Raw genomic sequence first — 22,411 nt, forward strand, 5'->3', positions numbered from 1 at the left:
GGGGTGCACACCATGGACATCCGTGCTCTCGGCTACCTGCGCCTGGAGACCACCACCCTGGACGAATGGCGCCGCTACGCGCTCGACGTCCTCGGCATGGTGGAGGCATCCGGCACCACCGAGGACACCCTCTGCCTGCGCCTGGACGACCGCGCCTACCGCATCGTCATCCAGGCCGGCGAGAGCGACCGGCTCCTCGCCGCCGGCTGGGAGGTGGCGAACGCGGCCGAACTCGCCCGCGCCGCCGAGGAGCTGGAGGCGGCCGGCGTCGCCGTCAAGGCTGCCGACCCCGCCGAACTCACCGAGCGCCGCGTCCAGGGCCTGATCCACGTCACGGACCCGGGCGGCAACCCGCTGGAGATCTACTGGGGCCAGGCACAGGACCACACCGCGCTCGGCACCCCGTACGGCAACCGCTTCGTCACCGGAGACCTGGGCCTCGGCCACGTCGTGCTCCCGGTGCCGGACATAGAGGCCGCGCTCGACTTCTACGAGAACCTGCTCGGCTTCCAGCTGCGCGACTCGATGAAGCTTCCCCCGCAGGCCGTCCCGACCGCCGCCGAACAGCGCGACTTCCACTGGATGCACTTCCTCAGCCCCAACCGGCGCCACCACAGCCTCGGCCTCTACCCCGGCGCCCTGCCCCCCGGCATCGTGCACTTCATGGTGGAGCTGGAGACCCTCGACGACGTGGGCCGGGGCCTCGACCGCACGCAGGCCGCCGGCATCCCCATCGCCTCCAGCCTCGGCCGCCACACCAACGACCGCATGGTCTCCTTCTACGCCCAGGCCCCCGGCGGCTTCCAGGTCGAGTACGGCTGGGACGGCCTCGTCGTCGACCCCGCCACCTGGGTCGCCAAGGAGATCACCGCCGACAGCTTCTGGGGACACCGGTGGAACGGCTGATCGCCCCCTCGGAGTTCCGGGACGTCCTGGGCCGCTTCGCCAGCGGCATCACGGTGGTGGCGACGCTCGACGCCGACGCCCTGGAGCCCGTCGGCTTCGCCTGCCAGTCCTTCGCCTCGCTGTCCCTCGACCCTCCGCTGGTCATGCTGGCCGTCGGCAAGAACTCCAGCAGCTGGCCGAGGATCGAGCGGTCGGGCCGCTTCTGCGTCAACATCCTCGCCGAGGACCAGCAGGCCACCTGCGCGGCGCTCGGCCGCAGCGGCCCCGACAAGTTCGCCGGGGTGCCCTGGAGCGTCGGCGAGCACGGCACCGTACGCGTCGACGGAGCCCTGGCGTACGTGGAGTGCGCACTGCACGCCGTGTACGAGGCCGGGGACCATCACCTGGTCACCGCGCAGGTGGTGGCGCTCGACGCCGGCGAGGACGGCCGGCCGCTGCTGTTCTTCCGCAGCCGCTACGCCGTGGGCGCGTTCTGATGCCCCTCGACGTCGAGAAGGCGACCTCCGCGCCGCCGGTCCGCACCGAGGTCACGTGGGACGAGCGCGACGTACGGCTCTACCACCTGGCGCTCGGCGCGGGCGCCCCCGAGACCGACCCGCGCGAGCTGCGCTACGTCTACGAAGGCCACGAGCGGGGCCTCCAGGTGCTGCCCACCTTCGGCGTGGTCGCGGGCGGCACCGGCGGCGTCGGCTTCCAGGTCTTCGACCTGCCGGGCGTCGACATCGACCTGGCGAAGGTGCTGCACGGCGGCCAGGAGATCACGGTGCACCGCCCCCTGCCCGCCGCCGCCCGGGCGACCGCCGTCACCCGCGCCACGGCCGTGCACGACAAGGGCAAGGCCGCCGTCATCGTCCAGGAGTCCACCCTCCTCGGCGAGGACGGCGAGCCGCTGATCACCCAGCGCAACCAGATCTTCGTCCACGGGGAGGGCGGCTTCGGCGGCGACCGCGGCCCCTCCGAGCGCCTCCCCGCACCCGACCGGGAACCCGACCTGGTGGCCGAGATCCCGACGCTCCGCCAGCAGGGCCTGCTCTACCGGCTCACCGGGGACTGGAACCCGCTGCACGCCGACCCCGCCACCGCCCGCCGCGCGGGCCACGACCGCCCCGTCCTGCACGGACTCTGCACCTTCGGGATGGCGGTCAAGGCGGTCACCGACCGGCTGCTCGGCGGCGACGCGAGCGCGGTCGCCGCCTGCCGCACCCGCTTCGCCGGGGTCTTCTTCCCCGGCGAGACCCTGCGGCTGCGCGTCTGGGACACCCCCGACGGCTACCGGCTGACGGCCACGTCCGCGGACCGCGGCGACGCGCCGGTCCTCACCGACGCGCGGATCACCGCACGATGACCCGGCGGCCGGGGCGGGGGACGGCCCGCCCCGGCCGTCGACCCACCTACGGGGTGTCCTGCCGATCAGGCCGGATCAGGGCGCGGTGCCAGACGTCGCGAGCCCGGCCCGACCGGCAAGACACCCCCCCAGGGCCCGTCCGTCGGACAGGCCCTGTCACGACCAGGGAGAACGCGATGAACGACACGTGGGACCACACGTACGACGTGGTGGTCGTCGGCTCCGGCGCCGCCGGCATGGCCGCGGCCATCACCGCCCGGCTGCGCGGACTCACCGCCCTCGTGGTGGAGAAGACCGACGTCTACGGCGGCTCGACCGCCCTGTCCGGCGGCGCGATCTGGGTCCCGGACAACTTCCACCTCGACGCCGCCGGGCTCGGCGACACCCCCGAGAAGGCCCGTGCCTACCTGGACGCCACGGTCGGCGACCGGGTCACCGCCGAGCGTAAGGACGCCTACGTCGCCCACGGACCCCGGATGGTACGGGAGTTCCACGACCGCACGGCCGTGAGGTTCGTCTACACCCCCGGCTACTCCGACTACTACCCCGAGCGGCTCGGCGGCTACCCGCAGGGCCGCTCCGTCGAACCGCAGGTCTTCGACTTCAGGAAGCTCGGCCCCGAGCAGCGCGCCACCATGCGCCGTGCCGGGCTTCCCACGTACGGCCTCACCATCACCTCCAAGGACTTCCGGCAGCTCAACATGGTGGGACGCACCTGGGCCGGCCGCCGGACCGCCGTCAAGGTCGGCGCCCAGGCGGTCAAGGCCCGGCTCTCCGGCCAGGAACTGCTCTCCCTCGGCGAGGCGCTGATCGCCCGCATGCGGCACTCGCTCGACAGCCTCGGCGCCGAACTGTGGCTCTCCGCCCCGCTGACCGGGCTCGTCGAGGAGGACGGCCGGGTCACCGGCGTCCGCGTCACCCGGGACGGCAGGGAATTCACCGTCCGGGCGAACGGCGGCGTCGTCCTCGCCTCCGGAGGCTTCTCCCACGACCAGCGGCTCCGCGAGAAGCACCTCCCGGCGCCCACCTCCACCGCGTGGAGCTCCGCCTCCGACGGACAGACCGGCGACGCCCTGGAACCGGCCGTGGCCCTCGGCGCCGCGACCGACCTGATGGACCGCGTGTGGGGCGCGCCGTCGGTGGTGCCTCCCGAGGGGAAGCCGTTCTTCCTCGTCGCCGACCGCGGCATCCCCGGCATGGTGATCGTCAACCAGGCGGGCGAACGCTACGCCAACGAGGCCGCCCCGTATCACGAGTTCGTCGACGCCATGTACGCCAACGACAGGCCCGGTGCGACCACCGTGCCGTCCTGGCTGATCCTCGACGCCACCGCCAAGGCCCACTACATCTTCATGGGCCTCTTCCCGGGCCAGGCGTTCCCCAAGCCGTGGCTGGAGAGCGGCTTCGTCAAGAAGGCCGCGACCGTCGAGGAACTGGCGGCGCGCACCGGCGTGGCCCCGGAGCGGCTGCGCGTCACCGTGGACCGCTTCAACGGCTTCGCCCGGGCGGGCCGCGACGAGGACTTCCACCGCGGCGACAGCGTCTACGACCGCTACTACGGCGACCCGACGCTGCCCAACCCGAACCTGGCACCCCTGGAGAAGGGACCGTACTACGCGATCCCCGTCCACCCGGGCGACATCGGCACCAAGGGCGGCCTGGTCACCGACGCGACGGCCCGCGTGCTGCGGGAGGACGGGAGCGCCATCGACGGCCTGTACGCCTCCGGCAACGTGTCGTCCGCCGTCATGGGGGAGACCTACCCGGGACCCGGCGCGACCATCGGCCCGGCCATGACCTTCAGCTGGCTCGCGGTCGACCACATCGCCCGTACGGGCTCCGCCGAGACGCGGTGAGGAGTCCGATGACGGATCTGCGGGGCAGGACGGTGATCGTCACCGGCGGGGCGCGGGGGATCGGCGCCGAGACCGCCCGGGTGGCCGCCGGGTCCGGCGCCCGGGTCGTGCTCACGGACGTACGGGAGGAGGAGGGACGGGCCCTGGCCGGCGAACTCGGCGGCGACGCGCGTTTCGTCCGCCACGACGTCACCTCCGAGGACGACTGGCGCGAGGTCGTCGACTTCGCGGCCGCCACGTTCGGCCGGGTCGACGGCCTCGTCAACAACGCCGGGATCTCGGGCGGTTCACACCTCCTGGAGGAGCAGAGCGCCGAGGCGTTCCGGCGCGTCCTCGACATCGACCTCACCGGCGTCTTCCTCGGCATGCGGGCGGTGATCCCGGCCATGAGGGAGAACGGCGGCGGCTCCATCGTCAACATCTCGTCCGCGGCCGGCCTCATGGGCCTGCCCCTCACCGCCGGCTACGGCGCGGCCAAGTGGGGCGTGCGCGGGCTCACCAAGCTCGGCGCGGTGGAGCTCGGAGCCGCCCGGATCCGCGTCAACTCCGTCCACCCCGGCATGATCCACACCCCGATGACCGCCCATGTGGGCATCGAACGGGGAGAGGGGAAGTACCCGAACACACCGATGGGCCGGGTCGGGGAGCCCCGGGAGATCGCGGACGCGGTCGCCTTCCTGCTCTCGGACGCCGCCTCGTACGTCACCGGAGCGGAACTGGCCGTCGACGGCGGCTGGACGACCGGCCCGACCCTCCGCCCGACCCTCCGACCGATCGAGGAGAACCGCTGATGCCCGTCGACCTCACAGGAAAGGTCGCGCTGATCACCGGCGCGGCACGCGGCATGGGCGAGGCGGAGGCCCGCCTGTTCGCCGCCCTCGGGGCGAACGTCGTCCTCACCGACGTCCTGCAGACGGAGGGAGAGGCGACGGCCGCCTCCCTCGGCTCCGCCGCCCGTTTCGTACGCCACGACGTGACCGACGAACAGTCCTGGGCGGCCGCCGTGGCCGCCGCCCTGGACGCCTTCGGCCGGCTCGACGTCCTCGTCAACAACGCCGCGATCTACTCCACCGCGCTCATCACCGAGGAGGACCCGGCCCGCCTGGAGGCGATCCTCCGCGTCAACCTGATCGGCCCGTTCCTCGGCGTCCGCGCCGCCGCCGGGGCCATGCGGGCGAGCGGCGGCGGGTCCATCGTCAACATCTCCTCGCAGGCCGGCCTCCAGGGCATCTGGGGACACGGCGCGTACGGCGCCGCGAAGTGGGGGCTGCGCGGCCTGACCCGAACGGCCGCGCTGGAACTCGGAGCGGACGGCATCCGGGTCAACTCCGTCCACCCGGGTGCCATCGCCACGGCGATGACCGCCCACCTGGGCACCAAGGAGCATCCCGGCACACCGCTCGGACGAGTGGGGGAGCCGGAGGAGGTCGCCCGCCTGGTCGCCTTCCTCGCCTCCGACGACTCCTCCTACCTGTCCGGCGCCGAACTCGCCGTGGACGGCGGCGCGTCGGCGGGCCGCATGCCGGTCTTCACCCCGAAGGAGACGGACGCGTGAACCGCCCGGAGCCCGACACCAGCGGACGCGTGAACCGCCCGGAGCCCGATAGGCGCGGACGCGTGAACCGACCGGAGCCCGATAGGCGCGGACGCGTGAACCGACCGGAGCCCGACACCAGCGGACGCGTGAACCGACCCGACCCCGAACGGAGCGACGCGTGAACCGACCCGACCCCGAGGTCCAGGCCGTCATCGATCTGGCCACCGCCGGTTTTCCCCCGCTGGCGACCGAGATGACGGACATCGCCGAGGTGCGCGCCTTCTTCGCCGCCCGCCCCCGGCCGGCCGTCCCCCCGCCCCCCGTCGCCCGCGTCGCGGACGAGGACGCCGACGGCGTGCCCGTACGCGTCTACGACCCCGGTGCCGACGAGACCGCCCCCGTGATCGTGTTCTGTCACGGGGGCGGCTTCGTCCTCTGCGACCTCGACAGCCACGACGGCTTCTGCCGCTCCCTCGCCCGCGCCACGGAGGCGATCGTGGTCTCCGTCGACTACCGCCGCGCCCCCGAGCACCCCTTCCCCGCCGCCCCCGAGGACGCCTACAGGGCCCTCCGCTGGGCCGCGGCGACGTTCCCGGGCCGCCGGATCGCCGTCGCGGGTGACAGCGCGGGCGCCAACCTCGCCACCGTCCTCACCCTGCTCGCCCGCGACCGGGGCGGCCCCGAGATCGCCTGCCAGGCGCTCTACTACCCGATGCTCGACCCCACCCGCTCCCGCGCCTCGCACCGCGAGAACGCCCAGGGCTACTTCCTCACCTCCGACCACCTGCGCTGGTACTGGGACGGCTATCTGCCGAACCCGGCGGACCGCACCAGCCCGTACGCGGCCCCGCTGGCGGGCGCCGACCTGTCCGGGCTGCCGCCGGCCCACATCGTCACCGCCGGCTTCGACCCCCTGCGGGACGACGGCCTGGCGTACGCGGAGGCGCTCGCCGCGGCGGGGGTTGCGGTCGAGGCCCGTCACCACGCCGGGATGTTCCACGGCTTCCTCTCCATGGCGGGCGCCCTGCCCGCGGCGGCCGAGGCCCGCGAGACCGCCTTCGCCGCCCTGCGCGAGGCCCTCGCCGCACGCTGACCGTCCCACACGCCTGCGGCCCCGCCCCCACCCGATCGATCCGGTGGGGGCGGGGCGCTCTGACGTCTCACTGAACGCGGGGCCCGCGTCAGCCCCGTATCAGCGCGAACCCCTTGTACCCCGAGGCCGCGACGTCCGCGATGATCTCCCCGTACACCCCGAAGCCACCGATGAACGGCATGAACACCCGTGGCTTCCCAGGGATGTTCGCCCCCTGGTACCAGGAGTTCGCCGCCGGGAACAGCGTGGCCGCCGCCCGGTCGCGGCACTGCGCGACCCACTCCTCGACGGCCTCGCGGCTCGCCTCGATCGCGCGGTAGCCGTGCTCGTCCAGATGCCGCAGGCAGTCGGCGAGCCAGTCGCCGTGCTGCTCGGCGCAGAGCACGACGTTGGCCATGACGGAGGGGCTGCCGGCACCGGTGAGGTTGAACAGGTTCGGGAAGCCGTCGACGCCCAGGCCCAGATAGGTGCGCGGACCCGCGCTCCAGTCCTCCTTCAGGCTCCGGCCGCCACGCCCGCGGATGTCCACCCGGTCGATCGCGCCGGTCATCGCGTCGAAACCGGTCGCGAACACGATCGCGTCCAGCTCGACCCGGGTGCCGTCGGCCAGCACGATCCCGGTGGCGTCGATCCGTTCGATCGGGTTGTCCCGCAGGCTCACGAGGCGCACGTCGTCGCGGTTGAACGTCTCGTAGTAGTCCGAGTCGGTGACGATCCGCTTGGTGCCGATCGGGTGGTCGGTGGGGACCAGCAGGTCGGCGGCGGCCGGGTCCTCGATCAGGGCACGGACCTTCTCCTCCCAGAACGCGCGCGCCGCGTCGTTCGCCGCGCGGTCGGTCAGCTGGTCCGGGAACGTCTTGGAGTACAGGACGCCGCCGAGCTCCCACCGCTCCTCGAACGCGGCCCGCCGCTCCTCGGGCGACACCGCGAACGTCGCCGACGGGTGCGCCGCGTGGGGCGAGCCGCCCCCGCTGAGCCGCGAAAGGCGCCGCCGCTCGGCGTAGCCGGCCTTCTGCCGACGGCGCGTCTCCTCGTCCAGGGGCTTGTTGCCCGCCGGGATGCTGAAGTTGGCGCTGCGCTGGAAGACGGTGAGGTGCGCCGCCTGTTCGGCGATCAGGGGGATGGCCTGGATGCCGGAGGAGCCGGTGCCGATCACGCCGACGCGCAGACCGCCGAAGTCCACGCCCTCGTGCGGCCAGGCGCCGGTGTGGTGGGTGGCGCCGGCGAACTCCCCGGCCCCCGGGATGTCCGGTACGTGTGTACTGGACAGGCAGCCGACGGCGAACACGCAGAACCGGGCCGACACCACCTCGCCGCCGTCCGTGCGGACCGTCCAGCGCAGTGTCTCCTCGTCGAGCTCCGCCGAGACCACCGAGGTGCCGAAGGCGTAGCTGCGGCGCAGGTCGAAGCGGTCGGCGACATGGCGCAGATAGCGGATGATCTCCGGCTGCGTGGCGTACTTCTCGCTCCAGTCCCACTGCTCCTGCAGTTCCTCGTCGAAGGAGTACGAGTAGTCCACGGACTCCACGTCGCAGCGGGCGCCGGGATAGCGGTTCCAGTACCAGACGCCGCCCACGTCGTCCCCGCGCTCGAAGCCGCGCACGCTGTGGCCGAGGCCGCGCAGCTTGTGCACGGCGTACAGACCGGTGACGCCCGCTCCGACGACGACGACATCGACGGACTGGATCTTGCTGTCGTTCACGTTCCTACTCTCCTCATCGGGTGGGGGTGTTGTCCGCCGACCGCCGCAGCGCCTTCTTGTCGACCTTGCCCGCCGCGTTGTGCGGGAGGGCCGCGAGGGCGTGGAAGGCGCGCGGGACCTTGAAGTTGGCCAGCAGCTCACGCGTGTACGCGGTCAGCTCGGCCGCGTCGAGGGAAGCCCCGGCCGCCGGTACGCAGTACGCGACGCCGACCTCCCCGAGCCGCGCGTCGGGCGCGCCCACGACCGCCGCGTCCAGGACGGCCGGGTGGCCCCGCAGCACCTGCTCCACCTCCGCCGGGTACACGTTGAACCCGCCCACGACGAACATGTCCTTGAGCCGGTCGGTGATCCGCAGGAACCCGCGCGCGTCGAGCACCCCGACGTCCCCCGTGTGCAGCCAGCCGTCCGCGTCGACGACCCGCGCGGTGGCCTCCGGGTCGTCGAGGTAGCCGTGCATGACGTGATAGCCGCGCGTGAGGATCTCGCCGGGCTCCCCGGGCGGGGCGTCGACGCGCAGCTCCGTGCCCTCCAGGGCCGTTCCGGAGGTGCGGGCCAGGGTCTCCGGGGACTCGTGCGGCGGGCAGATCGCGACCACACCCGTCGATTCGGTCAGCCCGTACGCGGTGTTGACGCTCCGCGCGCCCAGCGACGTCCTGATCTGCTCGATGAGCGCGGTGGGGATGTTCGCGGCCCCCGTGACCGCCATCCGCATCGAGGTCAGGTCGTACGCCTCGCGCTCGGGATGGTGGATGAGCGAGGTGAAGACCGTCGGCGCCCCGGTCAGGACGGAGATGCGCTCGTCCCGCATCCGCCCGAGGACCGCCTCGGCGTCGAAGACCTGCTCCGGGACGATCGTGGCCCCGTGGAGCAGGCAGGCGAGAATGCCGGCCTTGTAGCCGAAGGTGTGGAAGAACGGGTTGACGAGGAGGTGGCGGTCGCCGCGCCGGAGGGTGACCGTACGGGCCCAGGCGTCGTACACGCGCACGTTCTGGCCGTGGGTGGTGGGCACGCCCTTGGGGCGGCCGGTGGTGCCGGAGGTGAAGAGGATGTCGGCGGTGTCGCCGGGGCGCACGGCGGCGGTGCGGGCGAGCCGGTCCTCCCCGGCCACCCCTGCCCCCTCCGACAGGAAACGCGCCCAGTCCGCCGAATGCAGGGTCACCGTCCGCTCCAGGAGCGGGAGTTCCTCGCCCGAGGCCGTGAGCATCGCCCGGTAGTCCGTACCCAGGAAGTCGTGCTCGGTGAACAGCAGCCGGGTACGGGAGCGGCGCAGGATGTCGGCGGCCTCGGCCGCCTTGTAACGGGTGTTCACCGGGACGAGCACCCCGCCCGCCGCGACGGCGCCGAGGGCGGCCGCCACCCAGCGCGCGCTGTTGGGCGCCCACACGGCGACCGAGTCCCCCGGCCGCACCCCCTGCGCGATCACCGCACGCGCCCCCCGGTCGACCCGGTCGCGCAGCTCCGCGAACGTCCAGCGCTCCTCGCCGAAGACGAGGGCCTCCTCATCCCCGTACCGCTCCGCGGCCCAGTCCGCGAGCCGGGCGATGGTCTGCGCGCCCCTCATGATCTGTCACGTCCTCCCTGCTGCCCCGCCCCCCGGGCGGGGCGCGGGCGGTGGAAACACAGCAGGTCGGAGCCTGGCAGGGCGAGGGGCCCCGGCGCAGGGCGCGGTTCCCGCTCACCGGGAAGGTGGCGGGACTTCTTCGCGTGGGAGGTCGACGGGGGAGATCAGGAGCGGGAGACCGGGAACGGGAGCCCAGGAACGGGAGCCCAGGAGCGGGAGGTCAGCGCGCGAGCAGACCGGGTACGACCGTGCGCAGCTCCGCGGCGGACAGGACACCCTCCCGTACGAGGACCGGGGTGTCGCCCGTCAGGTCGACGATCGACGACGACACCGGCCCGGAGGTCCGGCCGCCGTCGAGGTACACCGAGACGGAGTCCCCCAACATCCGGAAGGCGGCGTCGCAGTCCTCCGGCGAGGGCCGGTCGGTGAGGTTCGCACTGGAGACGGCCATCGGACCGGCCGCGGCGAGCAGGTCGAGTGCGAGGGGATGGTCGGGCATCCGCACCGCCACCGTGCCGCCGGTCTCGCCCAGGTCCCAGGAGAGCGAGGGCCGGTGGCGGAGCACCAGCGTCAGACCGCCCGGCCAGAACGCCCCGATCAGGTCCTCCGCCGTCTTCGGCAGGTCCGCGACCAGGTCGTCCAGCGCGTCCTTCGAGCCGACGAGCACCGGGGACGGCTTGTGCCGGCCCCGCCCCTTGGCGGCCAGCAGGCCGGCGACGGCCCGCGGATCGAAGGCGTCGGCGCCGATGCCGTAGACGGTGTCCGTCGGGAGGACGACGAGATCCCCCTGCCCGAGAGCGGTCACCGCCGCGTCGATCCCGGCCGAGCGGGCCGACGGGTCCGCGCAGTCGAAGTGCCGTGGCGTACGGGCGTTCACTTCGCCTCCTCGACGCCGTGCGACGTCACGAGCCGGGCGCTGCCCTCGGCCAGCTGGTAGGCCAGGCCCACGACCGCGACCTCGCCCGTCGTCACCTGGTCCGCCAGGACGCGGGACCGGTCCATGAGCAGCTGCACCGTGTGCCTTATGTGCTCGTCGATGATGTCGCCGTCCTCCGTCAGACCGGCCGCACGGGCCGCCAGGACGCTCGGCGTCACACGCTCCACCACGTCCCGGACGAATCCGGCCGCCGGCAGCCCGTCCTCCACAGCGGCGCGGGCCGCGGCGACGGCGCCGCACGAGTCGTGTCCCAGGACGACGACCAGTCGGCAGCCGAGGATGCTCGTGGCGTACTCGACGCTGCCCAGCACCTCGGCCCCGAGGACGTGCCCCGCGGTCCGTACGACGAACAGGTCGCCGAGCCCCTGGTCGAAGATGATCTCCGCCGCGAGCCGCGAGTCGGAGCACCCGAGGATGACCGCGAACGGCTCCTGCCCGGGCGCGAGCTGCGCACGCCGCGCGGCGTCCTGATTGGGGTGGTGCGGGGTCCCGGCGACGAAACGCCGGTTGCCGGCGAGCATGGCGTCGAGGGCGACCGACGGAGAGGTTCGAGGCATGCCCTCACTGTAACGAGCGGTTTTCGGCCGACCCAGGCCGGTGCCGGTCCGGAGCCCGATCACAGACGCGACGGCCCGCGAGAGGCAGGAGCCCCGGACCTCGGCGCGGGTGCCGGCGGGGAGGCCGCGGCGGGCGGCCGTAATCCCGATGCCCAGGATGAGCCCCTTTCTGCCGGACTGTCCAAGGCGATGGACCTTTCTCGGACGGGCGGCAAGTTCGGCCGGTCCGAAGAACGCCCAACGTGGCGTATACGCGGATCTTCATCGCATACTGCCGCAACTCGCCGGCCACATGACGGCGGCTCTCACGGCGCGGCGCCCGAGTTCATCGGCACCATCGACCTCCGGCGGTCCCTCGCGGCCCAGCGCGCCACCTTCACCGCATCCTTCGACCCCCACCTGAAGCGACGGCCCACCGCCCTCTTCGGCGACCCCGGCGACAGGCACCACGAGTTGGGGGTTCTGCACTGAATCGACTCGTGGCCCACAGCGCGATGCCGCTGCAAAGCCGTGGCGTGCGCACGTAAATTTTGCCCTCCCGTGGTTGCCGCCCCGACAGGTCCGTCAGAGTCTTGGTCACCATGCCCCCGGGCAGCTGGTACTGCTGGTCACGGGGGGTGCAAGGGGCCCTCCGCCCTGAGCGGGGAATGTACATGCACCTCGAGTTCCGGCACCTCCGTGTCCTGCTCACCGTCGCCGAGTCCGGCAGCATCCGCAAAGCCGCCGCACGCCTGCAGCTCTCCCAACCCGCCACGAGCGCCCAGCTGAAGCGGATCGAACACGAGCTGGGCGGACCGCTCTTCATCCGGAGCGCCGACGGGGTGAAACCGAACGAGAACGGCCAGTACGTCCTGCGCTGCGCACGTGACCTCGTGGTCGGCTTCGACCGGCTGCGCGAGCACGCGCGCTCGGCCGCCGAGGCGGACCGGGAGACCGCCTCGCCGCTGCGGGCGGGCGGAACCGCCGGCCCCCTGGTGTCGCTGCTGATCTCCGCCCTCTTCGAGCTCGTCCCGGAACGCCGGCTCGGCATAGACGCCCGCCGTTCGGTGCAGACCCTGATCAAAGCGCTGAGCCTGTCGAAATGCGACATCGCGGTGTTCGGCGAGTTCCCCGGATTCCCCCTCCCGGTCGGCGACGCGGTGGTGACGCGCACGCTGCTGCGCGAGCCGGTCTTCGTCCTGCTCGCCGAGGACCATCCGCTGGCCCGTCAGGAGAAGGTCGGTCTGCACGAACTGCGGGACGAGGAGTGGGTCATGCCGGAGGCGGACGAGAGCGGTGTGCACGCCTACCTCCACCTCACCTGTCAGCAGGCGGGGTTCACACCGCGCATCGCGCACGTGACGCCCGACCTGTCGGTGGCGCAGATCCTCGTCGCCGGCCGTCGTGCCGTCTGCGGTGTGTGGCCGAGCGCCGACGTCCCCGCACAGGGCACCGTCCAGCGGCCGCTCGCGGACGTCCCGTTCCACCGGCGGCTGCAGCTGGCGTGGAACACGGATTCGGTTCCTTCCGAACTCGCCGACGCGGTCGGTGAGCGGCTGTTGGCCGCGTATCTGGCGCTGGTGCGGCAGCGGCCGCAGTACCTGGCCTGGTGGGAGGCGGGCGGCGAGGAGTTCGCCCTCGGCCCGGACAGGTGACCTGCCGGGGCGCGGTTCTCCCCGCCGGGCTGCGGTTCCCCGCCGGGCCGCGGTTCACTGCGCCAAGCTGAGGTTCCCGCCTGTCCACGGTTCCCCCGCCGGGCTGCGCTTCCCCGCCGGGCCGTGGTTCCCCACCCCCATATAACTCCGGTGTTGTATCCCACATGGGATCGCGTCAGGAACATGTCACCTGGTGAACACTTCGCGTCAACGTCCCAGGACGTCGTCACCCCCCACGACGAGCGAAGGAACACCCCGTCATGCTCCGTCCTCTTCTTGCCCTCTCCACGATGGTCGCCGCCGGTGTCATCACCACGGGCGCTCTGGCCGTACCGGCGTACTCGCAGCCCTACGGCGCGCAGCAGGGAACCTCCGCCCGTGACACGGCGATAGCCCGGGCCGAGGCGAACGTGACCCGGCACGCCGACACCTTCGGCTTCGGGGCGGGCCAGGCCCTCCAGGTCAAGGACGTCGTGATCGACGCCGACGGCACCCAGCACGTCCGCTTCGAGCGGACCTACCACGGTCTTCCCGTCGTCGGCGGCGACTTCGTCGTCCACCAGAAGGCCGACGGCGCGCTCAAGGGATCCACCCACGCCAAGGCCCACAAGGTGGCGCTCAAGTCCGTCACTCCCGTCGCCGACGCCAAGGGCACCGCGGCCGGCGCCCTGAAGCGCTCGCAGGGAGTGGTCAGCAACGCCAAGTCCACCCCCGAGCTGATCGTGTGGGCCGCCGACGGCACCCCCCGCCTGGCCTGGCGCACCACGGTGCAGGGCCTGGGCGACAAGGGTCAGCCGCACGGCGAGGTCTTCGTCACCGACGCCAACACCGGCGCCGCGATCGAGAACTACGACACCGAGCGCGAGGCGACCGGCACCGGCCACTCCGAGTACACCGGTGACATCTCCCTCGACACCACCCTGCAGGCCAACGGCACCTTCGCCCTGATCGACCCGGTGCGCGGCCACATCACGAAGGACGCGCACAACGTCTCGTCCTCGTCCCTGAGCAGCTCCTCCGGCACCCTGTTCACCGACGCCGACAACATCTGGGGCGACGGCAGGAAGTTCTCCACCGACCGCTCCACCGCCGCCGTCGACGCGCACGCCAACACCGCCAAGACGTACGACTACTACAAGAGCACCTTCGGCCGGAACGGCATCAAGAACGACGGCCGCGGCGCCACCGTGTTCGTCCACGTCGGCACCAACTGGGACAACGCCCAGTGGTCGGACGCCTGCTTCTGCATGATGACGGGCGACGGCGACGGCACCACCGACCCCGAGCAGGTCGACCTCGACACCATGGGCCACGAGATGACCCACGGCGTCACCTCGGCCACCGCCAACCTGCGCTACAGCGGCGAGTCCGGCGGCCTGAACGAGGCCACCAGCGACATCCTCGGCACGATGGTCGAGTGGTACGCCAACAACGCGATCGACACCCCCGACTACCTCTTCAGCGACCAGTCCACCCCGCCGTGGCTGCGCCGCTTCGACAAGCCGTCCCTCGACGGCCGCTCCGCCGACTACTGGTCGAAGTCCGTCGGCCGGCTCGACGTGCACAACTCCTCGGGCGTCGGCAACCACTGGTTCTACCTCGCGAGCGAGGGCAGCGGCACCAAGACGATCAACGGGATCACCTACAACAGCCCGACGTACAACGGATCCACCGTCACCGGCATCGGCAACCAGAAGGCCTCCGCCATCTGGTACCGGGCGCTGACCGTCTACATGACCTCCACCACGGACTACAAGGGCGCCCGCGCCGCGACCCTGAACGCGGCGAAGGACCTCTACGGCGCCACCAGCCCCGAGTACGCCACCGTGGCGGCGGCCTGGACCGGGGTCAACGTCCTCTGACGCACTGACGCACCGACGCACCGACGCACCACCTGATCCGCGGGGTTCGCCCCGGATCACCCCTCGGGCCCCGCCGTGACGGCGGGGCCCGAGCTCGTCTGCAGCGTCAGGTCCTCCGTGGGCGAGAGGTCGCCGGCGTCCCCGAGCGCCCCCACGCGGGGTGACCTGGGTCCGCAGGATCAGCTCCCGGCCGCGCGTCGCTTCCCGGAGACGGTCAGGCGGCGGGGCTCTCCCACTCGGCACCGAAGCGCCGCTCGCCACCCGAGGCCGAGGCCGCGGGCGACGTGCGGGCGGGCGCGGTGGTGGCCCCGCTGCCCACGGACTCCCCAGGACCGCGGGCACCGGCCCCGGCGGCCAGGGCGCCGCCGATCGCGGCGAAGGCGCGCAGGGCGGTGCGGCGGGAGGAAGGAAGGAGGGGCATGCTCTGCTCCGATCCTGGGCTGGCGAGACTAACCGGCGGCGGGCGCACCGCGGTGACGCGGCACGGCGGCGGGTGCCACGGGCCCCGGCTTCACGCGGGTGGCGGTCACGGGCTCGACGGGCAGGGCGGCGGGCCATGGAGCGGTGCCACGGACGGGACCGAGGCGAGCCCCGCGCCCGGCGGTCCGGATAGGGTTCGTGACATGGCGTCTCGCAGTACTCAGATCCTCGAAGCGGCCGCCCGGGTCATCGCCCGGCGCGGAGTCCGTGGCCTCCGCGTGGAGGAACTGGCCGAGGAGGCCGGAGTCTCCACCGGCCTGATCTACTACCACTTCAAGGACCGCACCGGAGTCCTGCGCCACACGCTGGAGTTCATCAACGACCGGGCCGAGCGCTACACCACGGCCCAGGACCCCGAGGCGGAACCGCTGAGCCCCCGCGAGGAGCTCGACCAGGTCCTGCTCCTGGAACTCCAGGACACCCAGGAGGTACGGGAGAACAGCACCGCCTGGGGGGAGCTGCGGGCGAGCGCCGTCTTCGACCCCGTCCTGCGCGAGGACCTCGCCCGGGCCACCCTGGTCTGGGTGCAGGAGGTGGCCGCGCTGCTCGGGCAGGTGCAGCCGATGGCGCCGGCGGCCGGGCTGGCCGCGGCGGCCGAACGGCTCACCGCCCTCCTGGAGGGCCTGAGCATGCGCTGGCTGAGCGGCGGCCTCGCGATCGGCCACGCACGCACCCTCCTGGCGGAGGCCGTCGAGGTGGAGCTGGCCCGGCTGCGGCAACCGTAGGGCCCCGAAGACTCCCGCCTCAGCCGGGCGCCGGGCGGGCAGCCGGCCCGGGTACCAGGAGGCGGGGCATGCCGGAGGCGTCGGCGGACGGCCCACACGTCGCGGGTGCCGTCGGCGCGCGGGATGCCGTACGCGTCGTTGGCGTCGTCGAACCAGGCCGCATGGTCGCCCACGTCCCGGATCTCGGCCGGCTCCGTGCGGGCGGAGGGTCACCAGGTCGAGGACGGCCACGCGCCGGCCCGGTCAGCGGGACGGTGCGCCGGGGTCCGCAGCGGATCTTCGGGCCGCTGAGTGCCCCCGCGGGCGTCATGCAGGCGGTGGTGCCGCTCGCCGCGGAGGCGCGGTCGCAGCCGCTGCAAGGTGACGGTGCGCGGGCCTGACGGTTCGGTGAGGGACACCGTGGAAGCCGCCCGTGGCCTCAGCACCCGGAGCCCCAACTGCGGCGCGGTGGCGCCGGTTTCGCGAGGGTCGTAGTCGGCTCGGTCGATGCTCGACGACGTGACGCCGATGGCGAAGGTGCCTCGCGCGGGTCGCCGGCTGCGAGGCGCCGTAGGGCCTATCTTTCGGGTCGGCACTCGCGGCGATCGAGGCGGCGAGTCCTGATCCTCGTCTCGATCCTGCCGGCGCATGCCCCCGTCTAGGGTGATCGCATGGACGTGGGGGCGGTACTGATCGCGATCACCGGCGTAGCGGGAACGCTCGGGGGTGCCTTGCTTACCCAGCGGGGCGCCGACCGGGCCAAGAAGCGCGAGTTGGAGATGGCCCATGCCATCCAGGAGGCTCGCGAGAATCGTGAGCTGCGCCGAGCCTGCTACACACAACTGCACAGGGATGCGAGGCAGTTCACCACGGCGCTGAGCCGGCACTTGTACGTCATGCGGGATCGCACGCCCGCGCAGGAGGACGTATCGGCGTTGGAAGGAACCAAGGACGCCTACCGTGACCGGTGGTCCGAGGCGCTGATGATCGCCCCCGATACGGTGCTCGCTCCTGCTTACGAACTCAACGGAGCGCTGACCGGGGTCTATGGACAGATCAAGCGCCTGGAACAGGGAAACCCCCGCCCGGACGAGACTCTGCAGTCGGCCGCTGAAGCGCAGCACGCGCTCTGGTCTCTGATTCGGGTCGCGAGGGATGCGATGCGTCGTGATCTGGGCGTCGCCGCGGACGCCGACGAGGAAGCCATTCGTCGAGCGCCAGGGTCCTCCTCCAGCAACCCCGTCGTCTTGACCAGGGATTTCGCCGAGTAGCTCAACGGCATCGACGGAGACGCGATCGGATCGCGCGGGACGAAGCCGCCGTGCCGGCCAGGGCGACGTCCGGCAGGACCACGGTCCCGCCGCCGAGGGCCGTGGCGGCCAGGGTGGCGGTGGCGGCGGGTCCTCTCGGGCCCCCGCGAGGGTTACGTGGCTGTGCCGCCGCCCGCGCGCGGGCGCGACGGGACGCCCGGGCGCGGGTAGACCCTGGACTGCTTGACGCTGCCGAAGGCGAAGCTGGACTCGATCGACGCGATGCCCGGAATGGCGTGGATCCGGGTGCGGACGAAGGCCTCGTACGCCTCCAGGCTCTCGATGACGACCCTGAGCAGGTAGTCGCTGCTGCCGGCCATCAGATAGCAGTCCTGGATGTGGTCGATGAGGCCGACGTGCTGCTCGAACACGTTGACCGCCTCGGCCGTGTGGCGCTCCAGGCGGATCCGTACGAAGACGGTGATCGGCAGGCCGAAGGCGACCTGGTCGACGGTGGCCGTGTAGCCGCCGATCAGGCCCGACTCCTCCAGGCGGCGCACCCGGCGCAGGCAGGGGGAGGGGGACAGTCTGATCCGGTCGGCGAGGTCCTGGTTCGACAGGCGGCCGTCCGCCTGCAACTCGTGGATGATCTGGAAGTCCACGGCGTCCATCGGGTCTCCTTGGCAGAGCTTGGCAGATCCTGCCCCCACGCTATGTCTGGAGGGCAGAACTGGCAATCGTCTGCCCCGGCCCAAGCTCTACCGTTGCCTACCGGGGGCACAGCCGGACGTCGGCTCCGCCCGAACGGCTCCGATCGGGAGGAACGGCCGGTGGCAGCAACACAATCTCTGGGATCGATGGGGGAGGGCACGGTGGGGACGCCGGCCACGGAGACTCCGCAGGGCACGGCAGGAACCCCGGACGCGCGGACGCCGCACACCGAGACCCCGCCCGCGGGGCGCGACGCGGAGCCCCGTACCGGCCCGTTCCGGGGGCTCTCCCCGCAGGCCGTGGGCATGATCGCGCTCCTGTTCACCGTGGCCATCTGGGCCGCGTTCGCGCTCAGCGCCCGCGCTCTGAGCACCTCCACGCTGCTGCCGGCCGACGCCGCGCTGCTGCGTTTCGGCGTGCCCCTGGTGGTCCTCGCCCCCGCACTGTGGCGGCGCAGGCGCCGGCTGGTCGCCGTCCGGTTCGGCCCCGCGGCCAAGATCATCTGCGGTGCCGGGGTCCCGTTCTTCCTCGCCGCCATGTACGGCGGTTCCCTGACGTCCGCCGCCTTCGTCGGGGCGATCGTGCCCGGCATGGTCCCGCTGTTCGTCTCCGCCCTGATGGTCGCGGGCGGCAAGAGCGCTCCGCGCGGTACGCAGGCGGCCGGCCTCGCCCTCATCGTGGCCGGCGTCGTGGCCCTGGTGTGGCGCTACACCGCGGCCCTCGACGCGGACGTCCTGCTCGGCGTGGGAACGCTGCTCGTCGCCAGCGGCCTGTGGGCCCTCTACACCGTCGGCCTGCGGGAAGTGGACCTCGACCCCGTCGGGTCCATCGGCCTGCTGTGCCTGCCGTCCTTCGCCGTCATCGCGCTGCTGACCCTGACCGGAGTCCTGCCCACCGGCATCGCCCGGGCGGCCGGCGCCGACATCGCGCTCTTCCTCGTCGTCCAGGGCCTGGGCGTCGGCCTCTGCGCGGGACTGCTGTACGCCTTCGCCATCCGCCGGCTCGGCCCGGAGCGCAGCTCCGTCGTCGGCAGCCTGAGCCCGGTCGCCGTCGTCCTGCTCGCCGTGCCCCTCCTCGACGAGTCGCCGACCCTGCCCGTCGTGGTGGGCGTCCCCCTCATCACCCTCGGCGTCGCACTCGCCAACCGACGCTCCCGAACCAAGGTTTCCGCCGATGCTTGAGCTCCTCCCCGCCCCGCCCGTCGACCCGCTGTGGGACCTGACCGCCGAGTACGCCGCCGACCCGCGCCCCGAGCGCCTCAACCTCGTCCTCGGCGTCTACCGCGACCACACCGGGGTGACCCCCGTCATGGCGGCGGTCAAGGAGGCCGAGATGCGCCTGGCGGAACGGTCCGGCTCCAAGGAGTACCTCGGCCTGTCCGGCAACGCCGCCTTCAACCGCGCCATGCTCACCACGGTCCTCGGCACCGAAGCCCTCACCGCACGCGCGACGGCGGTCCAGACCGTGGCGGGCACCGGCGCCCTGCGCCTCCTCGCCGATCTCGTACGGCAGACCCGCCCGGGCGCCACGGTGTGGATCAGCGACCCGGCGTACGTCAACCACCGCCCCATCCTCGAAGGCGCGGGCCTCACCGTCCGCACGTTCCGGTGGCTCGACGCCTCGGGGATGCTGGAGGACCTCCGTGAGGCGGGGCCCGGCGACGTCGTCCTGCTGCAGGGCTGCTGCCACAACCCCACCGGAGCGGACCCCTCCGCCGAGACCTGGGAGGAGCTGGCCGGACTCGCCGCGCAGAACGGCTGGGTCCCCTTCGTCGACCTCGCCTACCACGGCCTCGGCGACGGACTCGAGGAAGACCTGCGTCCGACCCGGATGCTCGCCGAACGGCTCCCCGAGGTACTCATCGCCGTCAGCTGCTCCAAGAACTTCGGTCTCTACAGCGACCGCACCGGGTGCGCCATCGTCCTCGGCTCGTCCGCGCGGGCGCTCCGGCACGTCGAGACGGCCCTGCAGAACGCCGCGCGCACCCTGTACTCGATGCCGCCGGACCACGGCGCCGCCGTCGTCGCCACCGTCCTGGAGGACGAGCGCCTGCGGGCCGCCTGGCTCGCCGAGCTCGACGTGATGCGCCACCGCATCACGGCCAACCGGGAGGACCTGGTCGCCCACCTGGGCGCCCTCGGCCACGAGGAGCGGGCGAGGGCCCTCGCCCGGCAGAAGGGCATGTTCTCGATGCTGCCCCTCACGCCCGAGGGGATGCGCCGGATGCGCCACCGGTCCGGCATCTACGGCACGACCGCGGGCCGCATCAACATCGCGGGCGTCCCCGCGCACCGGATCCCGTTCCTGGCCCAGGGCATCGCGGACGCCCTGCGGACACCGAGCGAGGCGGGCGCCGTCTGACGGGGGCGGCGCCGGGGCGTCAGGCAACCGCCGGCGCCGAGCGGGCTGGTGACGACACCAGGCGCCCCTCGCGCCGCCGACGCCGGTCGACCCGCCGGTCGACCCGCCGGTCGGTACGGCTTCACACGGCAACACGGCAGAAGCCGACCGGAGTTCGGTGACGACACGCGGAGGCGGCCGGCGAGAGCCGCGAGGCTCACCCCCGCCCGGTCCCTCCCCCTCCGCCTGCCCCTACCCGGCCCCCACCTCCAGCCGCAGTTCACGGCCCTGCCACCGGCGGCGCAGCCAGCGGTCGTGGCTCGCGACCACGATCGCGCCCGGGCCGCTGCCCAACGCCTCCTCCAGTTCGTCGCACAGGCGTGGTGAGAGGTGGTTCGTGGGCTCGTCGAGCAGCAGCAGCTCGGGTGGCCGCGCCATCAGCAGAGCCAGGGCCAGCCTGCGGCGCTGCCCCACCGAGACCTGCCCGACCGGCTTGTCCAGGTCCGCCTCGGCCAGGAGCCCCAGGCGGACCAGCGGCAGCCTTTCGGCGCGGTCCGGCCCCAGCGCCAGCGCGTAGGTGTCCCGGACCGTGCGCTCGGGCCGCTCGAACACGGTGTCCTGCGCGAGCAGCCCCACCGTCAGCGCGGGCCGCCTGCACACCTCGCCCTCGGCGGCGAGCCGACCCGCGAGTACCGCGAGGAGGGTCGACTTGCCCGCCCCGTTGCCGCCGGTGACCAGCAGCCGCTCGGTCGCCGAGACCTCGAGACCGGACAGCGCGAGCCGCCCCGGCACCCGCACGCCACGCAGGGACACCACGTGTTCCGGTCCGTCCGCCGTACGCACCGCCGGCGGCGGCGCCGCGAACCGCAGCGGGGGCGGCGGCTCGGCGACCCGGGTGCGCTCCAGCTCCGCGAGCCGTCGGGACGCGTTGCGCACCCGGCGGGAGATCTGGCTCTGCACGCGGCCCGCCCGGTGGCCGTAGCCCATCTTCTCGTTGTCGCGCGGCCCCCGATCCGGCGCGACCCGGCGGGCGGTCGTGCCCGCCTCCTGCCGCAGCCGGTCGAGTTCCTCCCGCTCCTCGGTGTACCGCCGCTCCCAGCGCTCCCGCTCGGCGTGCTTCTCGCTCACGTAGGCGCTGTAGCCGCCGCCGTACCGCACCGGCCCGTCCACGGCCGGATCGAGGTCGATCAGATCGGTGCACACGGCGTCGAGGAACGCCCGGTCGTGGCTGGCGAGGACCACGGCCCCGGGCAGGCCACGCAGCCGCTCCTCCAGGAAGGCGGCGGCAGCGTCGTCGAGGTGGTTGGTCGGCTCGTCGAGCAGCAGCGCCGGTGGCCGCCGCACGAGCAGCGCCGCCACGGCCAGCCGGCCACGCTGCCCGCCGGACAGCGAGCCGAGCGTCCGGTCGTGCCCGAGCGAGCCCAGGCCGAGGCCGTCCAGCATCAGGGCCGCCCGGCGGTCGGCGTCCCAGGCCTCCCGGTCCCGTGCCCGGTCGAGGCGCCGGGCGTACGCGTCGAGCAGGTCCGGGTGGCCCGGGTCGTCCTCCGGGACCCGGGCCAGTTCCTCGCCGAGACGGTCGAGCTCCGCGAGGTCCTCGCGGGCCTCGCGCAGCGCCTCGTCCAGCACCGCGGCGACGGTGGACTCGGCGTCGTACGGCATCTCCTGCGGGAGGAAGCCGAGGCCGGCCGGGCGCGAGACGCTCCCGGCATCGGGTTCGTCGACGCCCGCGAGCACACGCAGCAGCGTGGACTTGCCGGCGCCGTTCTCCCCGATCAGGCCGATGCGGTGGCCGGGGGACGCGGTCAGGGACACACCGTCGAGGACGCGACGGCCACCCAGGTCGCGGACGAGGTCGTGGGCGAGCAGAGCGGGTCGGGGCACAGGGAACCGTCCAAGGGGATCGCTGGTCGGCCCGCCGGGCACGGTGCCTCGGGCG

The 22,411-nt window shown here is 73.0% G+C and carries 20 protein-coding genes; 13 read left to right on the plus strand and 7 right to left on the minus strand.

What is annotated here, in order from left to right; genetic code table 11:
* Positions 1 to 12: 12 nt before the first annotated feature.
* From ACN9M0_RS34640 to ACN9M0_RS34670, 7 genes are all read left to right on the plus strand, one after another.
* Positions 13 to 906, plus strand: a complete 894-nt coding sequence (locus tag ACN9M0_RS34640) for a VOC family protein (RefSeq protein WP_426404847.1) — start codon at positions 13 to 15, stop codon at positions 904 to 906.
* A complete protein-coding gene (locus ACN9M0_RS34645) occupies positions 894 to 1,382 on the plus strand; it encodes a flavin reductase family protein (RefSeq protein WP_366042680.1) in 489 nt (162 codons plus the stop codon). The genes ACN9M0_RS34640 and ACN9M0_RS34645 overlap by 13 nt, the downstream gene beginning before the upstream one ends.
* A complete protein-coding gene (locus tag ACN9M0_RS34650; RefSeq protein ID WP_399697214.1) occupies positions 1,382 to 2,251 on the plus strand; it encodes a MaoC/PaaZ C-terminal domain-containing protein in 870 nt (289 codons plus the stop codon). Before ACN9M0_RS34645 ends, ACN9M0_RS34650 begins: the two co-directional genes overlap by 1 nt.
* Positions 2,252 to 2,427: 176 nt before the next feature.
* The gene (locus ACN9M0_RS34655) at positions 2,428 to 4,107 is read left to right on the plus strand and encodes an FAD-dependent oxidoreductase (RefSeq protein ID WP_426404848.1); all 1,680 of its coding nucleotides are present in this window, start codon (positions 2,428 to 2,430) and stop codon (positions 4,105 to 4,107) included.
* 8 nt (positions 4,108 to 4,115) lie between these two features.
* The gene (locus tag ACN9M0_RS34660) at positions 4,116 to 4,898 is read left to right on the plus strand and encodes a glucose 1-dehydrogenase (protein ID WP_426404849.1); all 783 of its coding nucleotides are present in this window, start codon (positions 4,116 to 4,118) and stop codon (positions 4,896 to 4,898) included.
* Entirely contained in the window at positions 4,898 to 5,662 is a 765-nt protein-coding gene (locus ACN9M0_RS34665; protein ID WP_426404850.1) for a glucose 1-dehydrogenase, read from the plus strand. Before ACN9M0_RS34660 ends, ACN9M0_RS34665 begins: the two co-directional genes overlap by 1 nt.
* A 160-nt stretch (positions 5,663 to 5,822) precedes the next feature.
* The gene (locus ACN9M0_RS34670; RefSeq protein ID WP_426404851.1) at positions 5,823 to 6,737 is read left to right on the plus strand and encodes an alpha/beta hydrolase; all 915 of its coding nucleotides are present in this window, start codon (positions 5,823 to 5,825) and stop codon (positions 6,735 to 6,737) included.
* Positions 6,738 to 6,825: 88 nt separating this feature from the next.
* On the opposite strand, the gene ACN9M0_RS34675 is transcribed toward ACN9M0_RS34670, so the two are convergent.
* From ACN9M0_RS34675 to ACN9M0_RS34690, 4 genes are all read right to left on the minus strand, one after another.
* Entirely contained in the window at positions 6,826 to 8,439 is a 1,614-nt protein-coding gene (locus ACN9M0_RS34675; RefSeq protein WP_366041508.1) for a flavin-containing monooxygenase, read from the minus strand.
* A gap of 13 nt (positions 8,440 to 8,452) precedes the next feature.
* Positions 8,453 to 10,000, minus strand: a complete 1,548-nt coding sequence (locus tag ACN9M0_RS34680) for a FadD3 family acyl-CoA ligase (RefSeq protein ID WP_426404852.1) — start codon at positions 9,998 to 10,000, stop codon at positions 8,453 to 8,455.
* Positions 10,001 to 10,220: 220 nt separating this feature from the next.
* Positions 10,221 to 10,877, minus strand: coding sequence for an L-threonylcarbamoyladenylate synthase (locus ACN9M0_RS34685; protein ID WP_399697205.1), 657 nt, complete (start codon positions 10,875 to 10,877; stop codon positions 10,221 to 10,223).
* On the minus strand, positions 10,874 to 11,494 hold the full coding sequence (locus ACN9M0_RS34690; protein WP_366041505.1) for a carbonic anhydrase: 621 nt from the start codon (positions 11,492 to 11,494) through the stop codon (positions 10,874 to 10,876). Before ACN9M0_RS34690 ends, ACN9M0_RS34685 begins: the two co-directional genes overlap by 4 nt.
* Positions 11,495 to 12,147: 653 nt before the next feature.
* On the opposite strand from ACN9M0_RS34690, the gene ACN9M0_RS34695 reads away from it, so the two are divergent.
* Both ACN9M0_RS34695 and ACN9M0_RS34700 read left to right on the plus strand, forming a co-directional pair.
* On the plus strand, positions 12,148 to 13,128 hold the full coding sequence (locus tag ACN9M0_RS34695; RefSeq protein WP_366041504.1) for a LysR family transcriptional regulator: 981 nt from the start codon (positions 12,148 to 12,150) through the stop codon (positions 13,126 to 13,128).
* Positions 13,129 to 13,388: 260 nt separating this feature from the next.
* Positions 13,389 to 14,990 (plus strand): M4 family metallopeptidase, encoded by a 1,602-nt coding sequence (locus tag ACN9M0_RS34700; protein ID WP_366041503.1) that lies wholly within the window; start codon positions 13,389 to 13,391, stop codon positions 14,988 to 14,990.
* Between the two features lie 214 nt (positions 14,991 to 15,204).
* Here the strand turns inward: ACN9M0_RS34700 and ACN9M0_RS34705 are convergent, their stop codons facing one another.
* Positions 15,205 to 15,411 (minus strand): hypothetical protein, encoded by a 207-nt coding sequence (locus ACN9M0_RS34705; RefSeq protein WP_366041501.1) that lies wholly within the window; start codon positions 15,409 to 15,411, stop codon positions 15,205 to 15,207.
* Positions 15,412 to 15,613: 202 nt separating this feature from the next.
* On the opposite strand from ACN9M0_RS34705, the gene ACN9M0_RS34710 reads away from it, so the two are divergent.
* Both ACN9M0_RS34710 and ACN9M0_RS34715 read left to right on the plus strand, forming a co-directional pair.
* Positions 15,614 to 16,195 carry a TetR/AcrR family transcriptional regulator gene (locus ACN9M0_RS34710; protein ID WP_366041500.1) on the plus strand — a complete coding sequence of 194 codons (582 nt, stop codon included), beginning with the start codon at positions 15,614 to 15,616 and terminating at the stop codon, positions 16,193 to 16,195.
* A 650-nt stretch (positions 16,196 to 16,845) separates the two neighbouring features.
* Entirely contained in the window at positions 16,846 to 17,445 is a 600-nt protein-coding gene (locus tag ACN9M0_RS34715; RefSeq protein ID WP_366041499.1) for a hypothetical protein, read from the plus strand.
* A 152-nt stretch (positions 17,446 to 17,597) separates the two neighbouring features.
* Here the strand turns inward: ACN9M0_RS34715 and ACN9M0_RS34720 are convergent, their stop codons facing one another.
* The gene (locus ACN9M0_RS34720; protein ID WP_366041498.1) at positions 17,598 to 18,095 is read right to left on the minus strand and encodes an Lrp/AsnC family transcriptional regulator; all 498 of its coding nucleotides are present in this window, start codon (positions 18,093 to 18,095) and stop codon (positions 17,598 to 17,600) included.
* 201 nt (positions 18,096 to 18,296) lie between these two features.
* Here ACN9M0_RS34720 and ACN9M0_RS34725 point away from each other — a divergent pair, with 201 nt between their 5' ends.
* Positions 18,297 to 19,316, plus strand: a complete 1,020-nt coding sequence (locus ACN9M0_RS34725) for a DMT family transporter (protein ID WP_366041497.1) — start codon at positions 18,297 to 18,299, stop codon at positions 19,314 to 19,316.
* A complete protein-coding gene (locus ACN9M0_RS34730) occupies positions 19,309 to 20,496 on the plus strand; it encodes an amino acid aminotransferase (protein WP_366041496.1) in 1,188 nt (395 codons plus the stop codon). The genes ACN9M0_RS34725 and ACN9M0_RS34730 overlap by 8 nt, the downstream gene beginning before the upstream one ends.
* A 231-nt stretch (positions 20,497 to 20,727) precedes the next feature.
* Here the strand turns inward: ACN9M0_RS34730 and ACN9M0_RS34735 are convergent, their stop codons facing one another.
* Positions 20,728 to 22,356, minus strand: a complete 1,629-nt coding sequence (locus ACN9M0_RS34735; protein ID WP_426404853.1) for an ABC-F family ATP-binding cassette domain-containing protein — start codon at positions 22,354 to 22,356, stop codon at positions 20,728 to 20,730.
* Positions 22,357 to 22,411 lie beyond the last annotated feature (55 nt).

Origin of the sequence: Streptomyces sp. R-07, from assembly GCF_049913175.1 — a bacterium.
In the GTDB taxonomy this organism is placed as follows: Bacteria; Actinomycetota; Actinomycetes; order Streptomycetales; family Streptomycetaceae; genus Streptomyces.